Here is a 15,092-nt window from a genome sequence, read left to right on the forward strand (position 1 = left end):
CAAACCGTATGCGTGTGATACCCGGCAGGGGTTGCGCATACGGGGTTGTGGGAGTGAGCTTCAGTCGTCTGCCGGCGGCTGGGCGAGTCAGAAACCGTTGATGTAGTCGAAGGACATGCGAAAGGTCCGGCGTAGAGGGTAAGACCCCCGTAGACGAAACATCAGCGGCTTGCTTGCTCATTTCCCAAGTAGCACGGGGCCCGAGAAATCCCGTGTGAATCTGGCGGGACCACCCGCTAAGCCTAAATATTCCCTGGTGACCGATAGCGGATAGTACCGTGAGGGAATGGTGAAAAGTACCGCGGGAGCGGAGTGAAATAGTACCTGAAACCGTGTGCCTACAAGCCGTGGGAGCGTCGGGATCTTCGGATCCTCGTGACTGCGTGCCTTTTGAAGAATGAGCCTGCGAGTTTGCGGTGCGTTGCGAGGTTAACCCGTGTGGGGAAGCCGTAGCGAAAGCGAGTCCGAACAGGGCGATTCAGTAGCGCGCTCAAGACCCGAAGCGGAGTGATCTAGCCATGGGCAGGTTGAAGCGGAGGTAAGACTTCGTGGAGGACCGAACCCACCAGGGTTGAAAACCTGGGGGATGACCTGTGGTTAGGGGTGAAAGGCCAATCAAACTCCGTGATAGCTGGTTCTCCCCGAAATGCATTTAGGTGCAGCGTCGTGTGTTTCTTGCCGGAGGTAGAGCACTGGATAGGCGATGGGCCCTACCGGGTTACTGACCTTAGCCAAACTCCGAATGCCGGTAAGTGAGAGCGCGGCAGTGAGACTGTGGGGGATAAGCTCCATGGTCGAGAGGGAAACAGCCCAGAGCATCGACTAAGGCCCCTAAGCGTACGCTAAGTGGGAAAGGATGTGGAGTCGCAGAGACAACCAGGAGGTTGGCTTAGAAGCAGCCACCCTTGAAAGAGTGCGTAATAGCTCACTGGTCAAGTGATTCCGCGCCGACAATGTAGCGGGGCTCAAGCGTACCGCCGAAGTCGTGTCATTGCAGCAACAGGGCCAACGCCTGCTGTGATGGGTAGGGGAGCGTCGTGTGCCGGGTGAAGCAGCCGCGGAAGCGAGTTGTGGACGGTTCACGAGTGAGAATGCAGGCATGAGTAGCGATACACACGTGAGAAACGTGTGCGCCGATTGACTAAGGGTTCCTGGGTCAAGCTGATCTGCCCAGGGTAAGTCGGGACCTAAGGCGAGGCCGACAGGCGTAGTCGATGGACAACCGGTTGATATTCCGGTACCCGCTTTGAAACGCCCAATATCGAATCAGACGATGCTAAGTCCGTGAAGCCGCCCCGGAGCCTTCGGGCAAAGGGGAGTGGTGGAGCCGACGAACCAGATCTGTAGTAGGTAAGCGATGGGGTGACGCAGGAAGGTAGTCCAGCCCGGGCGGTGGTTGTCCCGGGGTAAGGGTGTAGGGCGTTGTCCAGGCAAATCCGGACAGCACATAGCCTGAGACCTGATGCCGAGCCGATTGTGGTGAAGTGGATGATCCTATGCTGTCGAGAAAAGCCTCTAGCGAGTTTCATGGCGGCCCGTACCCTAAACCGACTCAGGTGGTCAGGTAGAGAATACCGAGGCGTTCGGGTGAACTATGGTTAAGGAACTCGGCAAAATGCCCCCGTAACTTCGGGAGAAGGGGGGCCACACCTGGTGATCGGATTTACTCCGTGAGCTGGGGGTGGCCGCAGAGACCAGCGAGAAGCGACTGTTTACTAAAAACACAGGTCCGTGCGAAGCCGTAAGGCGATGTATACGGACTGACGCCTGCCCGGTGCTGGAACGTTAAGGGGACCGGTTAGCTGACTTTCGGGTCGGCGAAGCTGAGAACTTAAGCGCCAGTAAACGGCGGTGGTAACTATAACCATCCTAAGGTAGCGAAATTCCTTGTCGGGTAAGTTCCGACCTGCACGAATGGCGTAACGACTTCTCGACTGTCTCAACCATAGGCCCGGTGAAATTGCACTACGAGTAAAGATGCTCGTTTCGCGCAGCAGGACGGAAAGACCCCGGGACCTTTACTACAGTTTGATATTGGTGTTCGGTTCGGCTTGTGTAGGATAGGTGGGAGACTTTGAAGCAGCCACGCCAGTGGTTGTGGAGTCGCCGTTGAAATACCACTCTGGTCGTGCTGGATGTCTAACCTGGGTCCGTGATCCGGATCAGGGACAGTGTCTGATGGGTAGTTTAACTGGGGCGGTTGCCTCCCAAAGGGTAACGGAGGCGCCCAAAGGTTCCCTCAGCCTGGTTGGCAATCAGGTGTTGAGTGTAAGTGCACAAGGGAGCTTGACTGTGAGACCGACGGGTCGAGCAGGGACGAAAGTCGGGACTAGTGATCCGGCGGTGGCTTGTGGAAGCGCCGTCGCTCAACGGATAAAAGGTACCCCGGGGATAACAGGCTGATCTTCCCCAAGAGTCCATATCGACGGGATGGTTTGGCACCTCGATGTCGGCTCGTCGCATCCTGGGGCTGGAGTCGGTCCCAAGGGTTGGGCTGTTCGCCCATTAAAGCGGTACGCGAGCTGGGTTTAGAACGTCGTGAGACAGTTCGGTCCCTATCCGCTGTGCGCGTAGGAATATTGAGAAGGGCTGTCCCTAGTACGAGAGGACCGGGACGGACGAACCTCTGGTGTGCCAGTTGTCCTGCCAAGGGCATGGCTGGTTGGCTACGTTCGGGAGGGATAACCGCTGAAAGCATCTAAGCGGGAAGCCTGCTTCGAGATGAGTATTCCCACCTCCTTGAGAGGGTAAGGCTCCCAGTAGACGACTGGGTTGATAGGCCGGATGTGGAAGCCCAGTAATGGGTGGAGCTGACCGGTACTAATAGGCCGAGGGCTTGTCCTCAGTTGCTCGCGTCCACTGTGTTAGTTCTGAAGTAACGAACTCGCCATCGCCGGCTTGAGTTCAACTTCATAGTGTTTCGGTGGTCATAGCGTTAGGGAAACGCCCGGTTACATTCCGAACCCGGAAGCTAAGCCTTTCAGCGCCGATGGTACTGCAGGGGGGACCCTGTGGGAGAGTAGGACGCCGCCGAACAATCATTGTGGGAAAGCCCCGCACCTCATGGTGCGGGGCTTTTCTGCGTTCCACGGCCGGTTGGCGAGCCAGGGCTCCGGATCAGCACTCCAGAGTCTTCACCAGTCGGCCGGATAGCTCTTCAGGCCGGTCGTGTCCAGCGTCCAGCGGCCGGCCGTGACGGTGTCCCCGAAGGCGTACGGGACTTCCTTGCGGTAGCGGAGGCCGTCCGGGCCCTGCGACGGGTCACTGTGCACCGTGACGGTCTTCTTGTCCTTGCGGGGGTCCACGACCACGTACAGGGGAACTCCCATGCGCGGGTAGTCGGACAGCCTGTCGCGGATGTCGGTCGGGGAATTGGTGCGGGAGACCACTTCCACCACGAGAAGGACATCGCGCGAGTTGACGTGCCTCGCCGTGTCGTCGGCGTCCTCTTCCGCGATGACCATCAGGTCGGGGACCTTCGTCAGCCCCGTCTCCGGGTCTCCCATGTTGGTGTCACTGAGAGCCATGACCTCGGGGGTCTGGGCCTCGATCTGCCGGCGCAGCCGCACCACGTTGAGGCCGTGGGGCGCCGTGGGGCTCATCATCGTGAGGAAGATCTGGCCGTCGGTGGTCTGCACCTTCCACTGGTCTTCCTGATGCTCGGCCAGCTCCGCGAGCTGCTCCGCGAAGTCGTGCAGCCGGCGCATCTGCTCGGGGGTGAGGTCCGCCATCGTGTCCTCCTGGTAGGTGCCTCACCAGCCTATCCAGCGGGTGACGGAGAGGCTTTACGTTGGCTCCATGCGCTACGAACTGGTCGTCTTCGACAACGACGGGGTGCTCGTCGACAGCGAGCCGCTCGCGAACACCATCCTGGCCGGCTACCTCACCGAGCTCGGGCACCCCACCACGTACGAGGACTCGATCCGCGACTACATGGGCGCGGCCCTGCACCGGGTGCACGACCTGGTGCTGGAGCGCACCGGCCGGCGGTTGCCGGAGGACTTCGACGCGACGCTGTACGCCCGGACCTTCGCCGCGTTCGAGCGGGAGCTGGAGCCCGTGCCGGGGGTCGTGGACGTGGTGAAGCAGCTTGCCGCCCAGGGCGTCCCGTACTGCCTCGCCTCGTCCGGGAGTCATGAGCGGATCCGCGTCGGGCACCGGAAGACCGGGCTCGACGCCTGGTTCGGGGACGGGAACGTCTTCAGCGCGCAGGACGTCGGGCGGGGGAAGCCCGCGCCGGATCTCTTCCTGCACGCCGCCGCGCGGATGGGCGTCGCGCCCGAGCGGTGCGTCGTCGTCGAGGACAGCCGGCTGGGCGTCCGGGCGGCGCTGGCGGCCGGGATGGACGTGTACGGGTACACCGCCATGACGCCGCGCGAGAAGCTCGCCGGGGCCACCGGGTACTTCGGGAGCATGGACGAGCTGCTTCCTCTTCTCGGGCTGTGATCCATCTACCCCTCGGTAGGGGCCGGGCCTACGCTGTGCCGCCATGACGGATGCGCGCTTGCGCCGGGGGCGGGGTTCCCTGGCGACGAGCTTCTTCGTGCAGGGCGTGGCCTTCGCCCTGCTGGTGACCCGGATACCGGCGATCCAGGACCGGTACGGCATCTCCGACGCGCTGCTGCCGGTGTTCCTCGCTGCGGTGCCGGTCCTCGCCGGGGCCGGCAGCGTGGCCACGGGGAAGGTCGTGGCGCGGGTCCGGCCGTCGGTCGTGCTGCGCTGGGCGCAGCCGGTCGTGCTGCTCGCGCTCCTGGGCGTGGGGGCCGGTTCGCGGCTGTGGCAGGTGGCCGTGGCGCTGGGGGTGTTCGGGCTCGCCGTGGGCGCGCTGGACGCGTCGATGAACATGCTGGGGGTGAGCCTCCAGCGGGCGTACGGGCGGAGCATCATGCTCGGCTTCCACGCCGCGTACAGCCTCGGCGGCATCGCGGGCGCGTCGCTGGCGTGGGCGGGGGCGCACTGGCAGCTGCCGCTGCCGGTGTCGTACCTGCCGGTGGTGGCGGTGCTGCTGCCGGTGGCGCTCACGGGGAGCCGCTGGTACGTGGACGGGGTGCCGGACGCCGCGGGCGCGGCCGAGGCGGAGGGCCGTGGGGTGGCGTTCTCGTTGCTGATGCCGCTGTGCCTGGTGATGACGTTCGCGTACATCGGGGACTCGACGGTCTCCAACTGGTCGGCGAAGTACCTCCAGGACGTGCTGCACGGCTCGGAGGAGCTGGCGACGGTGCCGTACAACGCGTACATGGTGACGACGCTGCTCGGGCGGGCCGTCGGCGATCTCGGGGTGCGGCGGTTCGGGGCGGCCGGCGTGGTGCGGGCGGGGGCGGTGCTGGCGGGGCTGGGGTTCGCGGTCGTGGCGGCGGCGCCGGGGCCGTGGGTGGGGATGGCGGGGTTCACCGTGTTGGGCCTGGGGCTGAGCGTCATCGTGCCGCAGACGTTCGCCGCGGCGGGGCGACTGTTCCCGGGGGCGTCCGACGCGGCGGTGGCGCGGCTCAACGTGTTCAACTACGTGGGTTTCCTGATCGGTTCGCCGTTGGTGGGGGCGTTGGGGGATGCGTGGAGCTATCGGGGGGCGATGCTGGTGCCGATGGTGTTGGTCCTGGTGACGGTGGTGTACGCCACGTCGTTCGGTGTCCGGCCGGGCCGATACGGTGGCGGTCATGAGCAGCCGCGCACTGTTGATGTGGGATGAAGCGGTCACGGGGTACGACTTCGGTCCGGAGCATCCGATGGATCCGGTCCGGCTCGCGCTGACCATGGGGCTGGTGCGGGCGTACGGGCTCGATCGCCGGGTCGACGTGGTGGCGGCGAAGCCGGCCGGGGAGTCGACGCTGCGGCTGGTGCACCGCGAGGACTACGTGGCGGCGGTGCGGGCGGCGTCCGCGGATCCGCGGAAGGCGGACGCGGGGTACGGGCTCGGGACGGTCGACGATCCGGCGTTCGCGGGGATGCACGAGGTGTCGGCGCTGATCGCCGGGCAGTCGGTGGGGGCGGCGGAGGCGGTGTGGCGGGGCGAGGCCGGGCACGCGGTGAACTTCGCGGGCGGGCTGCACCACGCGATGCCGGGTTCGGCGTCGGGCTTCTGCATCTACAACGACGCGTCGCTGGCGATCGCGCGGCTGCTGGAGCTGGGTGCGGAGCGGGTGGCGTACGTGGATGTGGACGTGCATCACGGGGACGGGGTGCAGGCGGCGTTCTGGGAGGACCCGCGGGTCCTGACGATCTCGCTGCACGAGCATCCGCGGCATCTGTTCCCGCAGACGGGCTGGCCGGAGGAGACCGGTGCGCCGGGCGCCGGCGAGGGCGGTGCGGTGAACGTGGCGCTGCCGCCGGGGACGGGTGACGAGGGCTGGCTGCGGGCGTTCCACGCGGTGGTGCCGGAGGTGCTCGCCGAGTTCCGGCCGCAGGTGCTGGTGACGCAGCACGGGGCGGACACGCACTTCGAGGATCCGTTGGCGCATCTGGCGGTGTCGCTGGACGCGCAGCGGGCGGTGCAGGAGGCGTGTCACGACCTGGCGCACGCGTACGCGGACGGGCGCTGGGTGGCGCTGGGCGGCGGCGGGTACGCGGTGGTGGACGTGGTGCCGCGGTCGTGGACGCATCTGGTGGGGATCGCGGCGCACGCTCCGGTGGAGCCGGAGTCGGTGATCCCGCAGGAGTGGAAGGACCTGGTGTACGCGCGGACGCGGCAGTTGGGGCCGGGGCGGATGACGGACGGCCGGTGGCCGGTGGAGTGGCGGGACTGGTCGGAGGGGTACGACCCGGCGGACCGGCTGGACCAGGCGGTGCTGGCGACGCGGCGGGCGGTGTTCCCGCTGCGGGGGCTGCTGGCCTGAGGGCGGTCCGGCGTCCGGGGGCGGCGGCGATATTCGGACGGTGATCCGCGTCGTTACGCCAACTGTGGTGTCCGCGGCGGGTTTTGGCGCTCGGCGGCGGGGTGTGCGGCAGCATCGAGTGATGCTGAGTACCGGGGCGTTGCGTGCGCATCTGTTGGCGGCGGGGCTGGCGGGCCGGGTGTCGACCTCGCGTGAGGACAGTCTGCGCAGTTACCGGCTCTTCGCGGCGCGCGATCCGCGGGTGACACTGGGGCTGCATCCGGAGCGGGGCTGGGACGAGACGGAGCTACTGCGGCTGATGGTGGCCAAGTGCGGGGTGTCGGACGATCCCCGGCACCGTACGGGGCCCGACGTCATCGATCCGGAGCGGACGCTGCGGGGACTCGAGGCGTTCGCGGGGCGGTTGCGGGCGGCGGCGGTGCGGCGGGCTCCGGTGCTGTTCGGGACGGGGCATCCGCATCGTCTGCTGGGGTTCTACGCCGGGCTTGCGGACGCGATGTCGGCGGCGGGCTGTCTTGTTCTCACACCTTCGCAGGGGAGATGTGTCGACATAACGACCCGGTTCGGTCTACGCACGTACAACCTCGACTACGTACGGGGCGTCGCGTTCGTGCGCGAGCCCGGCGCGTTCGGCGCGGGGCGCGAAGCGGGGGCGCACACGCATTCGCCGCTGCCGGTCAGGGCGGCGCTGGAGGGCGTGGCGGACGCCGGCCTGCCGCTGCCCGAGCTGGTGGTCGGGGACCACGGCTGGGTCTGCGGGGCTGGTCAGCTGGGCATTGAGGCGATCGGGCTGGCGGACACGGACGATCCGGCGCTGTTCGTGGGGGAGGCGGAGGGCCGGGTGTCCGTGGTGGTGCCGCTGGATGACGCCGTACGGTCCGCTTACTACCGCCCGCTGACGCGCTATGTACTCAATCGAGCATGTCTGTCACAGTAGGCGGCCGATGGCAACTCCTCTTCCCCACTTGCATCACCCGCCCCTAATCTGGGGAGTGAGCGCACAGCGACGCAGGGTCACCGGAGGGGAAGCCGGTGGGCGTCGTGTGCGGAAGGTACAGGTGGGTCATGGCTGCAGGCGAGAGGCCTCTCAACGAGGTCAAGTTTCTGACGGTGGCGGAAGTCGCCGCGGTGATGCGTGTGTCGAAGATGACCGTGTACCGCTTGGTGCACAGCGGTCATCTGCCGGCGATCCGGGTGGGCAGGTCGTTCCGGGTGCCGGAGCAAGCGGTTCATGAGTACCTCCGGGAGTCCTTCGTGGGGGTCGAGACCGCGTAGCGGGAGTTCTCCGGAAGATCCCCGGGAGATTTCCGGGGGGTCGCCGGAGGTTCTCGTACCCCTCGGATTACAAGCTCGGCGCTCGGCCCGGTAGGCTAGGCCGACGTAGGTCGTGTGGGCCCAGACGCCCCGCACCGATCCCCGCTGGCGCGGGGATGTTCCGAGTAGTGAGCGAGGGTAGTCGTGGGCTCTGTTATCAAGAAGCGGCGCAAGCGGATGGCGAAGAAGAAGCACCGCAAGCTGCTCAAGCGCACCCGCGTGCAGCGTCGTAACAAGAAGTAAGCGACGCTGTTGCGCGACGGGCTTCATGCGCGTCTGGCGTGGCCCCTTCACCGTTCTGGTGGAGGGGCCACGCCGTTTTTCGCCCGGTTGCCCCCTGCGGTCATCACAGCGCAACAGCCAAGCGCTACGGTGGCGGCCAGGGGACCAGGGGTGGACCCGAAGGGAAGGCGCTGATCTTGGGCAAGGTCGTGCTCGTCACCGGTGTGGCCCGGCAGCTCGGCGGACGGTTCGTCCGCCGTATCCAGCGCGACCCGGACGTGGAGCGGGTCGTCGCGGTCGACGCGGTGGCGCCGGAGCACGGTCTGGGCGGTGCGGACTTCGTCCGGGCGGACATCCGCCAGCCGACGATCGCGAAGGTGCTCGCCGAGCACGACGTGGACACGGTCGTCCACATGGACGTCACCGGGACGGCGCTGGGCGCCGGCGGCCGGGCGGCGATCAAGGAGACCAACGTCATCGGCACCATGCAGCTGCTCGGGGCGTGCCAGAAGTCGCCGCGGATCAAGCGGCTGGTGGTGAAGTCCAGTACGAGCGTGTACGGCTCCGCGCCCCGCGACCCGGCGGTGTTCACGGAGACGACGCCGCCCAAGTCGCTGCCGAGCGGCGGTTTCGCGAAGGACGCCGTCGAGGTCGAGGGCTATGTGCGCGGGTTCGCCCGGCGCCGCCCGGACGTGGCGGTCTGTGTGCTGCGGTTCGCGAACATCCTCGGGCCGTGCGCGGACTCGCCCCTCGCCGAGTACCTGTCGCTGCCCGTCCTGCCGACGGTGTTCGGCTACGACCCGCGGCTGCAGTTCGTGCACGAGGACGACGTCATCGACGTGCTGCGGATCGCCTCGCGCGAGCCGCGGCGGGCGACGCTGAACAGCGGCACGTTCAACGTGGCGGGTGACGGGGTGCTGCTGCTGTCGCAGTGCGCGCGGCGGCTGGGCCGGCCGACGGTGCCGGTGCTGCTGCCGGCGGTGACGTGGGTGGGCCAGGCGCTGCGGACGGTCGGGGTGACGGACTTCTCGCCGGAGCAGATCCGGCTGCTGACGCACGGTCGGGTGGTGTCGACGGTGCAGTTGCGCGAGACGCTCGGGTTCACGCCCCGGTTCACCACGGCCGAGACCTTCGCGGACTTCGCGCGGAGCCGGGGACCGGGGCTGCTGCCGCCGGAGACGCTGGCGGGGGCGGTGGACCGGGTCGCGGCCCGGGTGACGACGAGGGAGCGCACGTAACGATGGCGGACGCCAAGGTCATTCCGTTCGACGACGACCGTTCCCGCGCGCGGCGCAGGCCCGGTGGGGCCGGCGCGTCCGGTGCCGGCGGGTCCGGGGCGGGCCGGGAGACCGTCAGCCCGCTGCCGGCGCAGGCGAGGGCGCCGCTGGGCGTCGCCGGCGAGGCGGAGGGGCCGGGGGAGGCCCGGGAGGCCGGCGTGGCCCCTGAGCCGCCGCGGAGCGGCTGGGAGCGGCGGCTCGCGGGCGGGCTGGCGTTCCTGCGCCGCCGGGTGACGGGCGAGTACGAGGTCGACGAGTTCGGGTACGACGAGGAGCTCACCGACCAGGTCCTGATGTCGTTGCTGCGGCCGCTGTACGAGAAGTACTTCCGGGTCGAGGTGAAGGGCATCGAGAACATCCCGTCGAAGGGCGGGGCGCTGGTGGTGGCGAACCATTCGGGGACGCTGCCGCTGGACGGGCTGATGATGCAGGTCGCCGTGCACGACAACCATCCGGCGGGTCGTCATCTGCGGCTGCTGGCGGCGGACCTGGTGTTCGTGCTGCCGGTGGTGAACGAGCTGGCCCGGAAGGCGGGGCACACGCTGGCGTGCGCGGAGGACGCGGAGCGGCTGCTGGGCCGGGGCGAGATCGTGGGCGTGATGCCGGAGGGCTTCAAGGGGATCGGGAAGCCGTTCGGGGAGCGGTACAAGCTGCAGCGGTTCGGGCGGGGCGGGTTCGTGTCGACGGCGCTGCGGGCGGGGGTGCCGATCGTGCCGTGCTCGATCGTCGGGGCGGAGGAGATCTACCCGATGATCGGCAACGCGAAGACGCTGGCGCGGATCCTGGGTTTCCCGTACTTCCCGCTGACGCCGACGTTCCCGTGGCTGGGGCCGTTGGGGATGGTGCCGCTGCCGACGAAGTGGACGATCCAGTTCGGTGAGCCGATCGAGACGGACGGCTATCCGCCGGAGGCGGCGGAGGACCCGATGCTGATGTTCAACCTGACGGATCAGGTGCGGGAGCAGATCCAGCACACGCTGTACAAGCTGCTGGTGCAGCGGCGGTCGGTGTTCTTCTGAGGTACGCGGACTACTGAGGTACGTGTTCCTCTGAGGTACGTGTTCCTCTGAGGTACGCGGAAGAGGGCGCCCCCACAGCGGGGGCGCCCTCTTCGCGTGTTGCCGTGCCGGCGTCTCAGTCCGTCCGCTCGCTGTCGATGCCGAGGCCCGGGAGGAGGCCCGGCAGAAGCGGCGGGAGGGTGACGTCGGGCTGGGGGGCGGTGGACTGGCCGCCGGACGGGGCGGGGCTGGTGCCCGTCTGCGGCGGGTCGAGCAGTCCGCCGGTGTTGCCGCCGAGCAGGCCGTCGTCCTCCGGGTCCTGGGCGCCGCTGCCGCTGCCGGAGGGCTGCGGCCGGGTGGCGTCGCCGGGGGCGCCGGGGCTGGTCTGTCCCGACGGGGTGTGCCGGTCGGCGCCGCTGCTCGGGGTGTCCGCGCCGTCGCCGGGGACGGTGGTGCCGCCGGGGCCCTTGTCCATGGTGCGGGGGAGGACGGACCGGAGCGGCTTGACGTCTTCGTCTATGGCGTCGAAGACGTCGTTCACCTGGTTGCCGACGTCGGTCAGCTGGGCGGGGAGGCGGTTGCGCAGGCCCTGCCAGGTGGAGCGGTGGGACTGGGCGAAGGCGTTGAGCCGTGCCATCGGGGCGATCTCGCCGTCCCGGTCGTACGCGGCGCGGAGCAGGCGGTGGCCCTCGGCGGCGTCGTGCTGCATGCCGTTGAGGGCGCGTCGGATCTCGCCGAGGGCCTCGTGGTCGAGGTCGCCGGCGCGGCCGCGCTCCATGAGCCGGCGGGCCTCGCTGAGCCGGGTGGAGGCCTGGTCGAGGTAGATGCCGCCGCGGTCGGCGTCGTCGTCCGCCATCCCGAGCTTGAGGTCCTCCATGCCCCGCTTCAGGCCGTAGAGCGCGTCACCGGGCAGGGCGTCGGAACTCGCAGCGGCCACTCCGCTGAAGGCGCCCGCGGCGACACCGACCGTGAGGCCGCCTGCCGCGATGCCCTTGGACCAGCGGGAGCGGGGGCGCAATTTCCGGAGCGGGGAGGCGCGGTGCGCTCCCCGGCCGCTGGGGGCCCGCTGCTCCGGCACGGTAGGGCCCGCGGCCGCGGTTCCCTCCGCGAACATGGCCTCCATGGCGGCGACGAGCTGGGCTCGTTGCACCACTTTGGTCTCGGCATCCAATGCGGGCTTCGGCAGCTCGCCCAGACCGTGCGCCAGGGCCAGCAGCCTTCCCTGTTCGGCCGGTTCGGCCGACTCTTCGGGCTGCTCGGCCGCCGTGCCCTGGAGTGTCCGATCCTCCAGGGCCTGGGCGAAGGCGTTCGCCCGCCGGTGCGCCGAAACGTTCGCGATCACTGGCGGCACCTCCTCTCGTCATGACGGTCGACTCCCCGGGGATTCCGGAAGGTTGCACACCTTGAGCCGATCCACACGAAAGAGTGAGTCGGACTGGACAAGGCGTGACCACAGGGAGCCTGCATCCCGCACAACGAGCGGCGCGGCACTTGGGTTACGCGCGAAAGATGATCGGACCAGTGCGTCATCGAGGCGTCACCGACGGTGAGTTGAGGGGCAGGGGCGTGCGGGGGGTGGAGGCGGGCATGGGGGAGGCGTGTGGGGGTGGGCATGGGGGGACGGAGTGGGGGAGTCGGACTCGCCGGAGGAGCCCGAGGGCCGGAGGGGGCCGGGGCTCAGCGGGCGTCGTCGGGGAGGAGCCGGGCGAGCGTGCGCACGGCGCGGTACTGGAGGGTCTTGATCGCGCCCTCGTTCTTGCCCATGACCCGGGCGGTCTCGGCGACCGACAGGCCCTGCAGGAAGCGCAGGGTGACGCACTCCTGCTGCTGGGGGTTGAGCCGGCGGACGGCGTCGAGGAGGGCCGCGTTGGAGAGGGACTCCAGGACGGAGTCCTCCGGGCTGCGCTCGACCTCGTTGGCGTCGAGCATTTCGCCGGTGGTCACTTCGAGGCGGAACCGGCTCGACTTGAAGTGGTCCGCGACCAGGTTGCGGGCGATCGTGACCAGCCAGGCGCCGAAGTCGCGGCCCTGCCAGGTGAAGGTGGAGATGCGGCGCAGGGCGCGCAGGAAGGTCTCGCTGGTGAGGTCCTCCGCCGTGGCCTTGCCGCCGACCCGGTAGTAGATGTAGCGGTAGACGGTGTCGGAGTACTGGTCGTAGAGCCGGCCGAAGGCCTCGGCCTCGCCGGCCTGGGCGCGTTCGACGAGGTCCATCATGCGGGCGCTGTCGCTGTCGGCGGTGGGCCTGCGGGCGGCGGTCGACGTGCCGGCGCCCCCCCGGTTGCCGCGTCTGCCCACGGCGGCGCCGCTCTCCGCCAGGGCGTAGCAGGGACCGGCCGGGGCCGGTCCGGCGAAGGCGGGTCCGCCGAAGGCGGGTGCGAGGCCGGCGTACGCGGTGGGGACGAAGCCGCGCAAGTGGTCGAGGACCGTTGCGCGCAGCGTAGCCAGGCCCGAGGCGTCAACCCCGACGTGTGGGTACACGGGACTCCCAGAGGCAGAGCTTCCATCACGTGCAGTGCGGGACCGTTCACCCGTCGTGGCGACGTGTGGGTTCCGGTATGCGTCTGAGGAGAATAACGCTTCGTACAGGCGGCGCTACACCCAGTTGCTGAAATCACCGGTTGGGTCGCAACTGTTACCGCCTATGGTCGGATCAAGGGGCACTTGATGACCGGTAGTTGATCGAATTGCTTCGTGATCTGTCGTTCCGCATGTGCCGTTGTGGCCGACCGCAGACAATGCGACTGGCCGGAGCCAGTGCGGGGTAGGAAACGCAGATTGGCCGGATAGGGCCAGGCGCGGCGATGTTCGACCACGGACGGGTGACAGGGCCGAGTCCGAGGTTGTCAGAGGTGATCGTCGGTGTTCAGCGACGTGGCGTACGACGGTGCGCCGGTGGTCAGCGACGCGTCGCGCGACGGTGCAGCGCGGTCGCCGCGGCTGCGCCGCCGATCACGGCGCCCACGCCCGCGGCCGCGGGGATGCCGACCTTGGCCGCCTTGCGGCCCGTCCGGTAGTCGCGCAGCCGCCAGTCGCGGGCCTTGGCGTACCGGCGCAGCTTGGCGTCCGGGTTGACCGCGTACGGGTGCCCGACGAGGGAGAGCATCGGGATGTCGTTGTGCGAGTCGCTGTACGCGGCGCAGCGCGCGAGCTCCAGGCCCTCGGCGGCCGCCAGGGCGCGGACCGCCTCGGCCTTCGCCGGGCCGTGCAGCAGCTCGCCGACGAGCCTGCCGGTGTAGACGCCGTCGACGGACTCGGCGACCGTGCCGAGGGCGCCGGTCAGCCCGAGCCGGCGGGCGATGATCGTGGCCGTCTCGACCGGGGCGGCGGTCACCAGCCAGACCTTCTGGCCCGCGTCCAGGTGCGCCTGGGCCAGCGCGCGGGTGCCGGGCCAGATGCGGTCGGCCATGTACTCGTCGTAGATCTCCTCGCCGATCGACATCAGCTCGGAGACGCGGTGGCCCTTGACGATGGACAGGGCGCTGTCGCGGGCCTCCTGCATGTGCTCGGGGTCCTCGACCCCGGCGAGCCGGAACCAGGCCTGCGCCCAGGCGAAGCGGGCCAGGTCGCGGCTGTCGAAGAACTTCCGCTTGTACAGACCGCGGCCGAAGTGGAAGATCGCCGCGCCCTGCATGACGGTGTTGTCCAGGTCGAAGAACGCGGCCGCCTGCGCGTCGCCGACGACGGGGAAGTCCGGTTCCTCCGGCCTCTTCTCCGCCTCTTCCAGCTCCTGCAGTTCCTGCGAGGTCTTGCGCGCCGCCTCGGCCGCGGCCTCGCCGGCCAGGACGCTGCGCGCGGTGGCGGAGCGCTTACGAGGGGTGAGCCATCCCAGTGCGGCCATGGGGTGAGCATAGCCAGTGTGTTCGGTCGCTCCCGACTCCTGGTGTTCCCGGCATGTGAACAATGGACGGCATGTTCGGACGTACGAAGAAGAAGGCCGGCCCGCGCACCGTCACGCTGATCGGCAAGCCGGGGTGCCACCTGTGCGACGACGCCCGTGCGGTGATCGAGGCCGTGTGCGCGGAGACGGGGGCGCTGTGGGAGGAGAAGGACATCACGCAGGACGCGGAGCTGCACCGCGCCTACTGGGAGCAGATCCCCGTCGTACTGGTCGACGGTGAACAGCACACGTTCTGGCGGGTGGACGCCGGGCGGCTCCGACGTGAACTGACCAGCTGAGCGGTGAGGTGGCCGACCGGCGCGGGTTACCATCGTGGACGTTTTGTTGGCTTTCGGGGGCGTGGCCGTGAGGAGAGTGTGCGGTTTTGCCCCCTTCGGGTCTCTCACGCGTTGACGCGATCCGTGGTTCCCTTCTGGCGCGAACCCGTCGCGTGACCCCGGTCACTTTGGCCGGACAAAACGGACACCATCTTTGTGCACGCGTTCACAAAGACATAGCCTGCTGTCGACGGGGCGGTCTTGGGACGTATGGCCGCCTGCAGCCCCGCTCATCC

The 15,092-nt window shown here is 68.4% G+C and carries 13 protein-coding genes and 2 rRNA genes (1 of these 15 cut by a window edge); 11 read left to right on the top strand and 4 right to left on the bottom strand.

From position 1 onward, the window contains the following. Together ACNJ93_RS17990 and rrf are read left to right on the top strand one after the other, a co-directional pair. Positions 1 to 2,844: ribosomal RNA gene (locus tag ACNJ93_RS17990) — 23S ribosomal RNA — on the top strand; it begins 271 nt to the left of the window's first position. Between the two features lie 75 nt (positions 2,845 to 2,919). Next, a 5S ribosomal RNA gene (rrf, locus tag ACNJ93_RS17995) occupies positions 2,920 to 3,036 on the top strand. Between the two features lie 98 nt (positions 3,037 to 3,134). Here the strand turns inward: rrf and ACNJ93_RS18000 are convergent. Beyond that, a complete protein-coding gene (locus ACNJ93_RS18000) occupies positions 3,135 to 3,731 on the bottom strand; it encodes a Uma2 family endonuclease (RefSeq protein WP_418958423.1) in 597 nt (198 codons plus the stop codon). Positions 3,732 to 3,798: 67 nt separating this feature from the next. On the opposite strand from ACNJ93_RS18000, the gene ACNJ93_RS18005 reads away from it, so the two are divergent. The 8 genes from ACNJ93_RS18005 to ACNJ93_RS18040 all read left to right on the top strand — a co-directional run bounded on the left by ACNJ93_RS18005 (position 3,799) and on the right by ACNJ93_RS18040 (position 10,662). Continuing rightward, positions 3,799 to 4,446 carry an HAD family hydrolase gene (locus ACNJ93_RS18005; RefSeq protein ID WP_418958424.1) on the top strand — a complete coding sequence of 216 codons (648 nt, stop codon included), beginning with the start codon at positions 3,799 to 3,801 and terminating at the stop codon, positions 4,444 to 4,446. A gap of 43 nt (positions 4,447 to 4,489) precedes the next feature. Then, positions 4,490 to 5,686, top strand: a complete 1,197-nt coding sequence (locus ACNJ93_RS18010; RefSeq protein WP_418958425.1) for an MFS transporter — start codon at positions 4,490 to 4,492, stop codon at positions 5,684 to 5,686. After that, positions 5,655 to 6,830 (top strand): acetoin utilization protein AcuC, encoded by a 1,176-nt coding sequence (locus ACNJ93_RS18015; protein WP_418958426.1) that lies wholly within the window; start codon positions 5,655 to 5,657, stop codon positions 6,828 to 6,830. Before ACNJ93_RS18010 ends, ACNJ93_RS18015 begins: the two co-directional genes overlap by 32 nt. Before the next feature lie 121 nt (positions 6,831 to 6,951). Beyond that, positions 6,952 to 7,767 (top strand): phosphatase, encoded by an 816-nt coding sequence (locus ACNJ93_RS18020; RefSeq protein WP_418958427.1) that lies wholly within the window; start codon positions 6,952 to 6,954, stop codon positions 7,765 to 7,767. Between the two features lie 128 nt (positions 7,768 to 7,895). Then, entirely contained in the window at positions 7,896 to 8,105 is a 210-nt protein-coding gene (locus ACNJ93_RS18025) for a helix-turn-helix domain-containing protein (RefSeq protein ID WP_393646267.1), read from the top strand. Positions 8,106 to 8,288: 183 nt separating this feature from the next. After that, the gene (locus ACNJ93_RS18030; protein ID WP_003948845.1) at positions 8,289 to 8,387 is read left to right on the top strand and encodes a 30S ribosomal protein bS22; all 99 of its coding nucleotides are present in this window, start codon (positions 8,289 to 8,291) and stop codon (positions 8,385 to 8,387) included. 176 nt (positions 8,388 to 8,563) lie between these two features. Further along, entirely contained in the window at positions 8,564 to 9,604 is a 1,041-nt protein-coding gene (locus tag ACNJ93_RS18035; RefSeq protein WP_418958428.1) for an NAD-dependent epimerase/dehydratase family protein, read from the top strand. A gap of 2 nt (positions 9,605 to 9,606) precedes the next feature. Continuing rightward, on the top strand, positions 9,607 to 10,662 hold the full coding sequence (locus ACNJ93_RS18040; protein WP_418958429.1) for a lysophospholipid acyltransferase family protein: 1,056 nt from the start codon (positions 9,607 to 9,609) through the stop codon (positions 10,660 to 10,662). A 115-nt stretch (positions 10,663 to 10,777) separates the two neighbouring features. Here the strand turns inward: ACNJ93_RS18040 and ACNJ93_RS18045 are convergent, their stop codons facing one another. The 3 genes from ACNJ93_RS18045 to ACNJ93_RS18055 all read right to left on the bottom strand — a co-directional run bounded on the left by ACNJ93_RS18045 (position 10,778) and on the right by ACNJ93_RS18055 (position 14,479). Continuing rightward, complete coding sequence (locus tag ACNJ93_RS18045) at positions 10,778 to 11,983, bottom strand: DUF5667 domain-containing protein (RefSeq protein ID WP_418958430.1); 1,206 nt, start codon at positions 11,981 to 11,983, stop codon at positions 10,778 to 10,780. Positions 11,984 to 12,318: 335 nt separating this feature from the next. Further along, the gene (locus tag ACNJ93_RS18050) at positions 12,319 to 13,119 is read right to left on the bottom strand and encodes an ECF subfamily RNA polymerase sigma factor, BldN family (RefSeq protein WP_418958431.1); all 801 of its coding nucleotides are present in this window, start codon (positions 13,117 to 13,119) and stop codon (positions 12,319 to 12,321) included. A gap of 418 nt (positions 13,120 to 13,537) precedes the next feature. After that, positions 13,538 to 14,479 carry an HAD family hydrolase gene (locus ACNJ93_RS18055; RefSeq protein ID WP_418958432.1) on the bottom strand — a complete coding sequence of 314 codons (942 nt, stop codon included), beginning with the start codon at positions 14,477 to 14,479 and terminating at the stop codon, positions 13,538 to 13,540. Positions 14,480 to 14,541: 62 nt separating this feature from the next. On the opposite strand from ACNJ93_RS18055, the gene ACNJ93_RS18060 reads away from it, so the two are divergent. Then, a complete protein-coding gene (locus ACNJ93_RS18060; RefSeq protein WP_418958433.1) occupies positions 14,542 to 14,817 on the top strand; it encodes a glutaredoxin family protein in 276 nt (91 codons plus the stop codon). The last annotated feature ends 275 nt before the right edge of the window (positions 14,818 to 15,092 follow it).

The sequence above is a fragment of the Streptomyces tritici genome, from assembly GCF_048500665.1.
GTDB lineage: Bacteria > Actinomycetota > Actinomycetes > Streptomycetales > Streptomycetaceae > Streptomyces > Streptomyces tritici.